The sequence below is a fragment of the Pelatocladus sp. BLCC-F211 genome (assembly GCF_041928655.1).
Lineage (GTDB): Bacteria > Cyanobacteriota > Cyanobacteriia > Cyanobacteriales > Nostocaceae > Pelatocladus.
Genome location: NZ_JBHFLM010000027.1, coordinates 23112 through 36337 on the forward strand (window position 1 = coordinate 23112; position 13226 = coordinate 36337).

At 40.5% G+C, this 13226-nt stretch carries 9 protein-coding genes; 5 read left to right on the forward strand and 4 right to left on the reverse strand.

The window, feature by feature from the left end:
- Positions 1 to 147 precede the first annotated feature (147 nt).
- Together ACE1AT_RS02105 and ACE1AT_RS02110 are read right to left on the reverse strand one after the other, a co-directional pair.
- Positions 148 to 345: a hypothetical protein gene (locus ACE1AT_RS02105; protein WP_374865662.1), complete on the reverse strand. Its 198-nt coding sequence runs from the start codon at positions 343 to 345 to the stop codon at positions 148 to 150.
- Between the two features lie 238 nt (positions 346 to 583).
- Positions 584 to 1867 (reverse strand): flavin-containing monooxygenase, encoded by a 1284-nt coding sequence (locus ACE1AT_RS02110; protein ID WP_374865663.1) that lies wholly within the window; start codon positions 1865 to 1867, stop codon positions 584 to 586.
- Between the two features lie 257 nt (positions 1868 to 2124).
- Between ACE1AT_RS02110 and ACE1AT_RS02115 the strand changes: the two genes are divergently transcribed.
- From ACE1AT_RS02115 to ACE1AT_RS02130, 4 genes are all read left to right on the forward strand, one after another.
- Entirely contained in the window at positions 2125 to 3756 is a 1632-nt protein-coding gene (locus tag ACE1AT_RS02115) for a cyclic peptide export ABC transporter (protein ID WP_374865664.1), read from the forward strand.
- A gap of 171 nt (positions 3757 to 3927) precedes the next feature.
- The gene (locus tag ACE1AT_RS02120; protein ID WP_374865665.1) at positions 3928 to 4113 is read left to right on the forward strand and encodes a DUF4278 domain-containing protein; all 186 of its coding nucleotides are present in this window, start codon (positions 3928 to 3930) and stop codon (positions 4111 to 4113) included.
- A 55-nt stretch (positions 4114 to 4168) separates the two neighbouring features.
- Positions 4169 to 4480: a hypothetical protein gene (locus ACE1AT_RS02125; RefSeq protein ID WP_374865666.1), complete on the forward strand. Its 312-nt coding sequence runs from the start codon at positions 4169 to 4171 to the stop codon at positions 4478 to 4480.
- 159 nt (positions 4481 to 4639) lie between these two features.
- Positions 4640 to 8224, forward strand: coding sequence for an AAA-like domain-containing protein (locus tag ACE1AT_RS02130; protein ID WP_374865667.1), 3585 nt, complete (start codon positions 4640 to 4642; stop codon positions 8222 to 8224).
- A gap of 195 nt (positions 8225 to 8419) precedes the next feature.
- On the opposite strand, the gene ACE1AT_RS02135 is transcribed toward ACE1AT_RS02130, so the two are convergent.
- Both ACE1AT_RS02135 and ACE1AT_RS02140 read right to left on the reverse strand, forming a co-directional pair.
- Positions 8420 to 9700 carry a fasciclin domain-containing protein gene (locus ACE1AT_RS02135; protein WP_374865668.1) on the reverse strand — a complete coding sequence of 427 codons (1281 nt, stop codon included), beginning with the start codon at positions 9698 to 9700 and terminating at the stop codon, positions 8420 to 8422.
- A gap of 673 nt (positions 9701 to 10373) precedes the next feature.
- The gene (locus ACE1AT_RS02140; RefSeq protein ID WP_374865669.1) at positions 10374 to 12494 is read right to left on the reverse strand and encodes an ATP-binding protein; all 2121 of its coding nucleotides are present in this window, start codon (positions 12492 to 12494) and stop codon (positions 10374 to 10376) included.
- 242 nt (positions 12495 to 12736) lie between these two features.
- Here ACE1AT_RS02140 and ACE1AT_RS02145 point away from each other — a divergent pair, with 242 nt between their 5' ends.
- Complete coding sequence (locus tag ACE1AT_RS02145; RefSeq protein ID WP_374865670.1) at positions 12737 to 13111, forward strand: response regulator; 375 nt, start codon at positions 12737 to 12739, stop codon at positions 13109 to 13111.
- The last annotated feature ends 115 nt before the right edge of the window (positions 13112 to 13226 follow it).

The window sequence follows — 13226 nt, forward strand, 5'->3', positions numbered from 1 at the left end:
TTATCGCTTAGTAAAACAGAATGCAGGAAAGAACTTACACAAAGTTTCTATGTGTAAGTTCTATGAATTTTGACAAATGAATCGGGAGATTCAAATTTTCGGAAACTTTTGATGAAAGATTAATCTTGCTGATGCCAGAAGAAGAATTTAATTACCACCATGATTGAGTGGAGATTTAACAGAATTCTGAGCAATAGATGATGTAGGATTAGAAGGATTGTCTTTATCGCTCAAAATTCTTCTTGGCGCACAAGCTTGTGTAAATAACAATATGCTGATTGGTAAAGCAATGGTCAAAAATTTGTTCCAGCGCATATTGTTCATAGAATTCATTACACGATTCATCAGTTCAACTCCTTGATTTCAGATATTCTGTTATCTTTATAGAATTTGTAAATAAAAAAGTCGATACAGAAAAGTTAAGGAATTAAAACTGGAAGCTAACTTAACTCGAAACTTAACTTTTATGGCATCAAAAAATATTGATAAGTTTGTAGTAAGCATTTTATGCTTAGAAAATAAGGACTAAAGTCCTTACTACGAACAAGTTTAACTTGACTATCACAATTAATTAGACAGACCACTAGAGTAAAACATTATATTCTTGACGCGATGAAAATTGGCTTTCCAGCAATTGCAAAGCAATTCTTTTACCTGTACACCAGCCATAATATCCATAAGTTGCGGATGCACCCACTATTTTCTCAAAGCCTACAAAGTAAAGTGTAGGGTCAATAATAGATTGGCATTTACCATCTGTTTTTGGTAATAACCTATCATTCACATTTAGATACAACTCAGGCTGTCTCAAAATTTTATTAATACCAGGGCGAAAGCCAGTACCTAAAATAATTGCATCATAATCTTGTGCTACACCATTGGCAAAAATTACGCCTGTTTTTGTGAGTTGCTGAATACTACTACTGGTGACTTGAATATTGCCTTTTTTGATTTGTTTAACAGTACCTCTATCCACCCAAGCTACACGGCCATGATTAACTTCCATATCCATTGGCCCTTTATCATCTGGATAGATAGAGTACGGACTCAAATCTAAAGCAAAACGCTGAATAAATTTATCTGTTTCCTTGATGTCTGCTTGTAATTCTTCTGGAGAGAAATCTATTGCTCTCTCCATAGCTGCTATTCTCGTATCTGTTGTATTTTGATTAAACAAATTTTTAAAATATGACCTACTGCGCCATAACAAATATTGTAGCGATCGCAGTCTCGGATAAAGAGGAAATACCCAACGTTTACCACGTATTAACATATCTACACGAGCAGCACCGTGTTCATATAAATCAAGTGCTATTTCTGCTGCTGAATTTCCCGAACCAATGACTAAAACTTTTTTATTTTTATAAGAAAAACCATTTTTATAGGCACTACTATGAATAATCTTCCCTACAAAATATTCTTGCCCAACAAATTTTGGTATCATAGGTTCATTATTTAGTCCAGTACATATAACAAGAATCTTGCTGTATAGAATGTCTTTAGTTGTTTGTATCTGCCAGTTATAATCTGTTTGATTTTGATTATAAATCTTGGTAATACTTTGTACCTCCTCACCAAAACGAATATACGAATAAACCTGAAAATGATCTGCATATTCTGTTAAATACTGCACCATTTCCTCTTTGCTCTTAAACGTGGAATATTTTCCCTTGCCCTCAAAGAAAGGTAGAGTAAAATAAGGATTTTGAGTAACTAATCGTTCATAGGCATTTTGCCAGATAGTTGCGACAGTTTCACCCTTCTCTATCACAACAAAATTCTTAATCACAAATTTTTTTAAACTTGCAGCTACAGTAATACCGCAAAAACCAGCCCCAATGATGATCACGTCTAGTTTAGCGTTCATAAAATTGACTTTGATGGCAAATCTTAACTGTTCTCTTTCTTTATAAAATGTGGGGCTGCAATAGTCGATGTAGATTAGTTAGGGAATTTGAGCCGTTGCCAACCTACTGAAATCTCGTTTCTACCTTCTCTATTTATTTGTTAAGTTTGTAAGTTAAGTTATTTTCCTCCCTATTTCCTTAACTTTTCTGTATCGACACTGCAATCATCCAACTTCTATATATAAACAGCAAGACTATCTATCACAAAAGAGTTGGCATGAACTTAATAACTTTACTGTTACGTTCTTCTTGGAGAATCCTGATTCTTGCTGCCTTCATGGGTTTATTAAGTGGGGTTAGCACCGCTGGATTGCTTGTTACAATCAATACTCAAGTTAATCATTCATCACAGATGACAGCATTAATTTGGAGTTTTGTCAGTCTTTGTTTTATAAAATTTATTACTAACATCATTTCTAAATATTTACTAATAAATCTAGCAGAAAAAGCAATTTTAGAATTACGACTCATTTTGAGTGAGAGAGTTTTAGCTGCACCACTATATTATTTGGAGAGTTTAGGAAAGCATCGCATTTTAGCTACACTAACTGATGATGTTTTGGCAATTTCTAACACGGTTTACGTTATTCCTACATTATGTATTGACATTACTATTGTAGTGACTTGCCTTTTTTATTTGTTTTGGTTATCTCCAACAATATTTTTGCTGGTGGTCATTTCTTTACTACTAGGAATATTTAGCTATCAACAGGTAGCACACAAAGCAACCTCATTCTTTATTTTAGCTCGTCAGCAAGAAGATAAATTATTTAATCATTTTCAGAGCATTGCTGAGGGAACCAAAGAACTGAAACTTCACTATCAGCGACGACAAACATTTTTAAAGAAAGAACTGAGAGAAACTGCACAATTATATCGGCGTAACAATGTAGTTGGGATGACTATATTTGCAGCGGCTGCTAGTTGGGGAAATATTTTATTCTTTGTAGTTGTTGGACTGGTAATTTTTGCTCTGCCTAATCTCCAAACTATCCCCATTCATATTTTATCTGGATATGCGCTGACTATTCTCTACCTGCTTTCACCTTTAGACTACATTATGAGTGCTATTCCTACTTTCAGCAAAGCAACTGTTGCTTTAAAGAAGGTTAATTCTCTCAAAATATCATTGTCCAATCACTGTTATGCAAGTAATTTAATGAATTGGGATGAAGCAGATAATTTTTGTCACCGTTTAGAATTTGTGGGTATCACTCATACCTATCATCAAGACTCAGAAGATACAGCTTTTACTCTTGGCCCAATTGATTTGACTGTTTCGAGTGGTGAAATTATTTTTATTGTCGGTGGTAATGGTAGTGGTAAGTCTACTCTTGTTAAGCTAATCACTGGTTTATACGTTCCTGAAAGTGGAAAAATCTATCTCAATGGCAAATTAGTTACTACAGAAAATCAAGAGTGGTTTCGCCAACATTTTTCAGTTGTATTTTCCGATTTTTGTCTCTTCGATAATTTCTTGAATTTAGGTAAAACTATTGCTGACAAGCAAATATATGATTATCTAGTCAAATTACAACTCGATAAAAAAGTTCAAGTTAAAAATGGTAGACTTTCGACTACCTTATTGTCTCAAGGACAGCGAAAACGTCTTGCTTTATTGACTGCTTATTTAGAAGACCGACCTATTTATGTATTCGATGAATGGGCTTCAGACCAAGACCCTATATTTAAGAAGCTTTTTTACACACAATTATTATCTGAGCTAAAAAATAAAGGTAAAACTGTGGTAGTGGTTACTCATGACGACCAATATTTTTATTTATCAGACCGGATAGTAAAGCTAGATTATGGCAAGGTAGACAATGTTTATAACTGTGTGATGTCTTAAGTGTTAATTTTTGCAGGATTATAGCTACGAGAAGCTTGATATGTAAAAAGTTAAGAATTTCCATCAAGAGTTAAGTCAATAAAATCCTTAACTTTTCTGTATCGACTATTGTTTGTCTCAAACCTATAAGTAGAGATGTAAGTGTTATACATTCCCTCGCAGAAAAACACTATGCAACTAACTTATCGAGCTGCTAATTACGAATCTAACCCTTATGAAACCTACATCACCGAAGAATATAGAATTGGTCTCTATAGAGGTGTAAAGACGAGATTTCATTTACCCAAAGTTGTAAAACAACAACAGTTACCACGACAATTGAAGTATCGTGGTATTACTTACATCAGCTGGCGATGAAATTTGTTGACAACTTGCATAAGACGGAGTCATTCATTTAGGTGTATTTAAAACTATGCAAATATTTAATCGCGAGGTAGATTCTCAAGCTAACCAGCCTCTTAAACCTGAAGCAAGTATCTGCAAAGTACAAGCTTCTACAGATGCTAGCGAACCAAAGAAAATTAAACTTATCTACCGTGCTTTGATTTTTGAGCGTCTTCTTACTCCGGAATGTCCTTATCGCCAACCCCGTGCTGTTAACTGGCGATTTCGCATTCCTGGCAAAAACTATAATTTGACTTCTATTTCTGAACTTGTACCTTTACGCCCCTATCCTCAGGCTCGTGCTGTTAACTGGCGATTTCAACCCCGCTCTCAGTCTTGAATTAATTAAAATCTCTTCCCTAATCCCCGATCCCTGATCCCTAATAATTCTAAGTTCCCTCTGTTTTCAAAATCCTTAACTTTTCTACATCGACAATTGACCGCTCAAACCCTAAAAATAAAGTCAGTCAACCTTTGATCAATGACGCAGGCAATCAGAATGCACGAACTGTTGTCACCCTACGAATATCAAGTTGGTGGTCGCCTGCCAGTAGATGCACCTAGCTATGTCATGCGCCAGGCAGATCAAGAACTCTACCAGGCTTTGAAAGCAGGTGCTTTTTGCTACGTTTTAAATTGCCGCCAGATGGGGAAGTCTAGCCTGCGGGTACAGGTGGCGAAGCAACTGCAAGAAGATGGCTTTGCATGTGCAACGGTTGACTTGTCTGGGATTGGGAACAAAAACATTACACCAGACCAATGGTATGCTGACATTATTATGCGTCTGGTGCGAAGTTTCCGTTTATCTAGCCAAATTAACGTCCGCAATTGGCTAGCAGAACGACAAGATTTATCGCCTGTAGGTCGTTTGGGCGAGTTGCTGCAAAACGTACTACCAGAATTAATCACTCAACCAATTGTGATTTTTTTCGATGAAATCGACAGTACCCTCAGCTTATCATTTAATACAGATGATTTTTTTGCTCTCATCCGCTCTTGTCACGAATATAAACGCCTGACCTTTGCCTTGTTGGGAGTAGCAACACCCTCAGATTTAATAGCAGATAAAACCCGGACGCCTTTTAATATTGGTCGGGCGATTGAGTTGAATGGTTTCCGTCTGCATGAAGTTAAACCATTAGAAGGAGGATTGGCTGATTCGGTAGATAATCCCAAGTCCGTACTCAAGGAGATACTTGCTTGGACGGGAGGACAGCCATTTCTGACTCAAAAACTATGTCAGTTGGTAGCACAGAAGGAGTGGGGGAACGAGGGAATAGAAGAGGGGGAGACACGGGGACGCAAAGACGCGGGGACGCACAAAGGAGGAAAATTTTCTAGTCCTCAGTATCCATTCTTGCAAAAGTTGATGGGGGAGATATTAACGCAGCATGAGGAAATTGCTGATCAAGTATCTGGAATTGTGCGATCGCGTATAATTGAAAATTGGGCGGCCCAAGATGAACCACCGCATTTAAGAACAATACGCGATCGCCTACTTAGCAATGAACAACGTGCCAGTAGACTGCTGGGACTATATCAGCAAATTCTCCAAGATGGCAGTGTCCCTGCTGATGATTCTCCAGAAAAAATAGAGTTACTCTTATCGGGATTAGTTGTTAAACATCAAGGCGTATTACAAGTTTACAACCGCATATATGAGGAGGTTTTTAACTCCGAATGGGTGGAAAAGCAACTAAAGAAATTGCGAATTTACGCAGATTTACTGAATGCTTGGGTAGCATCTAATTATCAAAATGAAACATATCTCCTACGGGGACAAGCACTCAAACAAGCTCAAGCTTGGGCAAAAGGGAAGAGTTTGAGTAACCAAGATTATCGGTTTTTAGCTGCTAGTGAGGAACTCGATAAACGAGAGGTACAAAATGCCCTCAGCACATCCGAACAAGCAAATCAAATTCTGCTTAACGCCCAACAGCAAGCGAAAAAAACCATTCGACGTGGCTTGATGGGTTTATCAGTGCTTTCGGTGGTAGCTGTGACTCTAGTGGGACTGTCAGGATTACTGACATGGCAAACGGCGCAACAAAAACGACAGGTAACTATTGGTGAGATTAAAGCGCTCACTCTTTCATCAGAAGCTGCTTTTGAATCTCACCATAACTTGGATGCCTTGCTATCAAGCATGAAAGCAAGTATTCAATTAAACCAAATGGGATGGAATAATGCGGGTACAAATTTAAAAGTGCAGGTAGAAAAGGCACTACGGCAATCTATTTACTGGGTGCGCGAAAGTAACCGCTTAGTAGGGCATACAGATGTAGTGACACGGGTAAAATTTAGTTCTGATGGACAGAAACTTGCTTCTGCCAGTTGGGACAAGACGGTAAAAATCTGGCGGCGTGATGGTAAATTACTTCACACCCTCCGGGGACATACTGATGGGGTGTGGAGTGTTAATTTTAGCCCGGATGGTAAGATGTTAGTCAGTGCCAGTCGGGATAAAACTGTTAAGGTTTGGCGTGTTGAAGATGGTCGAGAACTTCTTACCCTGCGTCATCAAGACTGGGTGGCGTGCGTAGGCTTTAGCCCCGATAACAAGATGGTGGCGGGGATGGAATGGGGTGGCACAATGCGGTTATGGAATTTGGAAGGTAAAGAATTGCGATCGTTCCATACCCATAATGCACCTACTGTTGCTATTAGTTTCAGTCCTAAAGGAGGAATGATCGCTACTGCTAGTCGGGATGGTACTGCCAAGGTTTGGAACCTCAATGGTCAAGAACTATTGACACTCAAGGGACATCGCGATTGGGTAATGTATGTTAATTTTAGTAGGGATGGTAAAATAATTGCCACTTCCAGTAAGGACAAAACCGCGAAACTCTGGAGTCTAGAAGGAAAGGAATTAGTAACCCTGCATGGACATACTGATACAGTTGGTAGTGTAGTATTCAACCGCGATAGTCAGACGATTGCTACTGCTGGTTGGGACAAAACTGTGCGACTCTGGAATCGCCAAGGCAAACAACTGCAAGTTCTCCAAGGTCATACAGATGCGATTTGGGGTGTCAACTTTAGTAAGGATGGTCAGCTACTTGCTAGTAGTGGTGAGGATGGGATGGTCAGACTGTGGAAATTGGACAATAAATCTCACCCCTCCATACTCAATCTTGGTGAAGCCGCAGCTGCTAGTGTCAGTTTTAGTCCCGATGGTCAGATCCTTGGTACTGCTGGTCGCTACACTATGGCTAAACTGTGGAATTTACAGGGACAAGTACTAACGAAACTCGGCGGTCATGACGATACTTTGAGAAGTTTGAAATTCAGTCCCAATGGCAAATTCATTGCTACCACCAGCCGAGACAAAACTATAAAACTGTGGAATCTAGCTGGTCAGGAAATTGCTACCCTACGGGGACATCAGGGGGATGTGAGAAGCGTTAGTTTTAGCCCTGATAGTCAGACTATTGCCAGTGCCAGTTGGGATACAACTGCCAAATTGTGGAATCTCACAGGTAAAGAATTGTTGACTCTACGGGGACATCAAGCAGGTGTGAGGAGTGTGAGTTTCAGTCCCGACGGTCAAATTATTGCCACCGCCAGCGAAGACGGTACAGCCAAACTTTGGAGCCGGGAAGGTAAAGAAATATTAACCTTACACGGGCATCAAGCAGGAGTAAATTCAGTCAGTTTTAGTTCTGATAGCCAGATGATCGCTACTGCTAGTAAGGATAAAACGGTCAAGCTTTGGAACCGACAGGGTAAAGAGTTGTTAACTCTCCGGGGACATGAGGGTGAGGTAAATGCTGTAGTTTTTAGCCATAACGGACAGACTATTATTACGGCCAGTGAAGATATGACAGTTAAGCTTTGGAACCTTAAGGGAGAAGTATTGCAAACCCTTGGTGGTCATACTGCTGGGGTCAAAAGTCTAAGTTTCAGTGCTGATGGTCGGGTGCTGGCTTCATCAGACTCACTAGGTAATGTCATTCTCTGGAATTTAGATTTTGATTCCAGCCCAGAGAAATTATTGATGCAAGGGTGCAATTGGGCCAAAGACTATTTGCAAAATAGCGCAAATGTCAAAGAGGAAGACCGTCATTTGTGCGATCGCACCTGATACATCTTCCTGGCTTTGTGGAATCAAAAGCAAGCAAAGTAATCAGCAGGTGGTTTGTGAATAAACAAATAGATGCAATAGACACTAGAAGAAGCCCATCTTCTGCACATCTTCATTTCCTGCTTCCTGCTAGTGGACTTCCTGTGAAAATACCGATTCAAAAAATGTTTACAACACATCCTGATGTAGAGACAGTTACTTCCTTAACTGATTCAAATTGATGTCAGGCGGTATTAAAACTTCATTAATCGCATGGATAACACCGTTACTTGCTTGGATATTCGGCTGAGTCACACTCGCATCGTTCACCGCGATTTGATTAGTGCCAGGATTAATTTGAATATTGACAGGTCTGTCCTCAAGCGTTTTCAGTTCTCCACGCTTGAGTTCATTGCTAGTTAATTCACCAGACACCACATGGTATTTCAAAATCTTAGTCAGTGTTTCTCGATTCTCAGGTTGTAATAATCTGTTCAGAGTCTCTTTAGGTAAAGCAGCAAACGCTTTATCAGTTGGAGCGAAAACTGTATAAGGGCCTTTGCCTTTGAGAGTGTCTGCTAAACCTGCTGTTTTCAATGCAGAACTCAATGTTGTAAAGTTCAATGTAGAGAGAGCATAAATGTCACCAGGCTCTGTTGTGGAAGTTGTTGAAGTGGTTGCGTTAGTGGAACTACTACTATTTGATGTAGATATAGTCGTGGAATTGGTTTGACTGACCGTATTATTGCGACCCACAATGTAATTAGTAGCCGCCACATTGTTAGCAAGTGGTTCTATTTTTCCTTGCCTTACCAAGGCTTGATACAAAAGTGCTGCGGCTTCCGCACGAGTGAGATTTCGGAGCGGATTGAGAGCTTTTACATTTGGGTAGTTGACAACAATACTTGCCTCTGTCGCAGCAGCTATAGGATTGATGGCATAGGCAGGTATCCATCCAGCATCTTGGTAGTAACCTCTAAGAATATTTGCCGACGTACCATTAGGAGATAAACGCAAACCATTTGCTAAAGCAGTTATCGCTTGCGCCCTGGGAATAGTTTGCTCTGGGAAAAACAATGTGCCGCCATAGCCTACCATAAATCCTGTTTTATAGGCCTCTTGTATTTCAGAAGCCGCCCAGTAATCACCAGGAACATCTGTAAATCCAGATTCTGTTAATTGTCGAACTTGATTTTGATCAAAAGCCTTAGCAATCATTGCAGCAAATTCTGCACGTTGCACAGCCTGCTGTGGTCTAAAGGTTCCATTGGGAAAGCCTGTAATGATGTTTCTCTGAGCTAGAGCTTGAATAAATGGTCGCGCCCAAAAATCAGGTGCAACATCAGAAAAGTTGACCTCTGCACCCGGACTTGGAGATGGAGAAGTCGTTTGAGCAACCACGGGAGCAGAAATTGCTACAGGAGCGATCGCACCAAATGTCACACTAACAGATAGCAAAGCGGCGCTACCTGATGACCAACGTAAGAAGCTAAACATTGAAAATATCCTCCAAATGTGGGGTTAGATTTTATCTTGAGTACAATTGTTGTTAGGGTATGAGGAAAGTAAACAGAGAGACTATTACCTGTTAACTTTTGCTTTTTAACTTCTTTCACTACACCCCTTTTCCAAAGAGACTGGATAAGTAGATAAAACTTGACTTTGATAAAACTTGACTTTGTGTCACAGGATTTTAATTTGATGCCAAAAAATGTTGAAACTCAGCAAAAGCACATAACCTCTGAGTTTTCCCAACTTAATGAGAAGAAATAGGCATTACACAATTAAAAAATGATTTAATGCTGTATTTTTCTTTTTAAATCATTTCAAATGTGCAATACCTAAAAGTTAGTTAAAAAGGATGTTGAGGTTAAGTTGTTGAACGCTAGTTCAGTGATTGAACTGCTTCTAGTTTGAGGATATCTCTAAAAAGTGGAAAAGTTGTGGAGCATTGAGCATGTTGCCAAAATTGCTCATTTGGCTTCAACCTTTGGTTAGTTGTGTAATTTCAGGGGTGACGCGCTCGCGGAAACGATTTGTCGGAGTTTCAACGAGTACAGAGAGCAACAGTTTGAGTGCGATCGCGAGAATCATGTTGTCATACGGAAATTGCTTTTGTTGGTTCTAAACGGTTACAATAATCGACCTCGATATGTGCCAAGAGAATTGCTCAAAGTTTTCCAGACATTCTGCCAAGGCTGGCAACCACTGCAATCAACTCGGCTGCTCTGACTGGTTTTGCTACGTGTAGCTGAAAGCCTGCTGCAATAGCCTGTCTGCAATCTTCTATCCTCGCATATCCTGTAAGTGCCACAGCAGGAATGCGTCCACCCATTTCCGGTTCAAGTTCTCTAATTTTACGGATAAGCGTGTATCCATCTTCATCTGGCATACTGATATCGCTCACTAACACATCTGGTCTGAATTTTACGAGCGATGCCAGTGCTTCACCTGTTGAACCGACGGCAATAACTTCTGCTCCGCACTCTTGCAGTACTGTACTAATCCACTTGCGCGTGTCCGCTTCGTCGTCCACAACTAGGACACGCAAGGTGTCAAATTTTGGAGGATTGTCTAACGGTACTGCATTTTCCCCAATCTTTGGCGGCTGTATCTGGTCTGTATCGTTTGTTTGAGCATCTTCTGACGAAGGAACGGTTGTAAGCGGCAGCTTGACTATGAAAGTTGCCCCTTGCCCTATTCCCAGGCTTTGAGCATCGATAGTACCGCCGTGTAATTCTACCAAATGATGAGCGATCGCCAGTCCTAAACCTAACCCCTTATTTGAGCGAGTACTCGTGCTGTCTGCCTGACGAAAGCGGTCAAAAACATACGGCAGAAACTCAGGATTGATACCCTTACCTGTGTCGCTGACAGTGATTTGGGCATAGGGAATAGGGAATTGGGCATTGGTGATTGGGTACTGGGAAGACGCGGAGACAGTAAGACGCGGGGACGTGGAGAAGAAACAATTCCCCGTGGCGACCTGTCCTCGTGGCGACCTGTCCTTCAAGCTTGACAGCCGAACCTCAACCCGTCCGCCGTCGGGTGTAAACTTAATTGCATTGGAAAGCAGATTCAACACGACTTGTTGCAAGCGGTCTGAGTCACCCCAAATCGGTTCTAGCGAGGTATCAAGCGCCGATTCAATTTGAATAGATTTAGCATCTGCCACTGGTTGTACAACTTCTAAAGCTTGGGCGATCGCTTCTAGCAAGTTAACTCTGCCAAAATTCAATGAGAGATTTCCTTGAACAATGCGCGAAATATCAAGTAAGTCTTCAATCAGTTGCATCTGCAAGTTAGCATTGCGCTCAATTGTTTCCAACGCATCTTTTGCTCTATCCTCATCCAGCCTACCTGTTTGCAACATCCCAACCCATCCCAGAATTGCGGTCATAGGGGTGCGTAATTCATGAGAGACTATTGCCAAGAAATCATCTTTTGAGCGATTTGCTGCTTCTGCTTCTGCACGTGCGGCTTGTTCGCGCAGTAGTAGTTGCTCGCGTTCTTCCTCAGCCTGTTTCCGCTCAGTCAGGTCTTGCATAATTTTTGAGAAGCCGCGCAGATTTCCGTCTTGATCTCGTAAAGGTATGATGACACAATGCGCCCAAAAATGTGTGCCATCTTTACGAACGTGCCAGCGATTTTCCTTAGAAAAACCCTCCCTAACAGCCATTCTCAATACTTGCTCAGGTCGTCCGCACTCAATTGCTTCTGGTGTGAAAATGTGCCGGAAATGCTGACCAATAATCTCTGCTTCTCGATAGCCTAAAATGCGTTCTGCTCCAATATTCCAATTGAGAAACAATCCGTTCGGATCAAGCATAAAAATTGCATATTCTTTCACTCCTTCCACAAACAAACGGTAGCGTTGTTCGCTTTGATGCAGTTTTTCCTGACTTTGACGTAGATCATTGTAATTGCGTTGTGCTTGGTGTGCATTAATTTCGGCTCGTCGTTGGGCAGAACGTAACATCTGGTTTAGTATGCTGATTAGCAGTGACACTAAGACAAACTGAACCAGCCCTACTGTATTGAAACCAATCACAGCCAGTGAATAAAGTGGAGGTAAAAAGAAGTAAGCACAAGCTAAAGCAGACAAAACAGTCGCCATTAGACCTGGTTCTAAACCACCATACCAAGAGCTAACCATGACAGCAGCAAAAAATAGTGGGTAAGCACTAAATCTATGCAGTAGCCATAGTGACTGTGTAAGTAGTAGTGCTAATAAAACTGTTAAGATTGCAACACCGTAGCGTTTTAGCTGAGAGCGCGTTAATTTTTGCATCTTTTGTTTTTTCTAGTTGCACCGCAGGTATAGGCAAACACCAAAGAGCTATTTACTTGTTTAGGAATTCTATATTTTTACACCAGATTTTCACTTTTAAGTCCTATCTTAAGAAGTGAATATTATTATTTTGATTTCAGATACATATACTCGTTTCCTAACTTCAGGCTTTCCTAGACTAGAAAAATGTTAATAGTAAGCGATCACCTTTTTGGTGATTCAAAGATAGGAAGAAAATAACGATGACTGCCAAGCAAATCCTTGTTATTGATGATGAAGACGACATCCGTAAATTGATTCAAACCTGTTTGGAGATCATGGGGGGTTGGCAGGTATTGACTGCGAAAAGTGGGAGTGAAGGACTACTCTTGGCTCAAACTGCTCACCCTGATGCCATCCTCTTAGATGTGATGATGCCTGATATGGATGGTCTGACAACCTTTAAAAATTTACAAGCAAATTCGTCAACCAAGCATATTCCTGTAATTTTTTTAACAGCTAAAGGGCGTGTCACAGAAGCACTTCAATTTGCTGAATGGGGGGTTACAGGGGTGATTAGTAAACCATTTAATGCTCAGAAACTTGCTGCTCAAGTAGCAGCAGTGTTAGGCTTTTAGGCTTAAGCGCGTAAAATGTCTATACAGCCAAAGTTTAGACATCCATCTATCATGCTTATATAACGATGAGGAATTTCTACAGCAATTCCAGGTGAATTGGAAACTCTGTCTTATT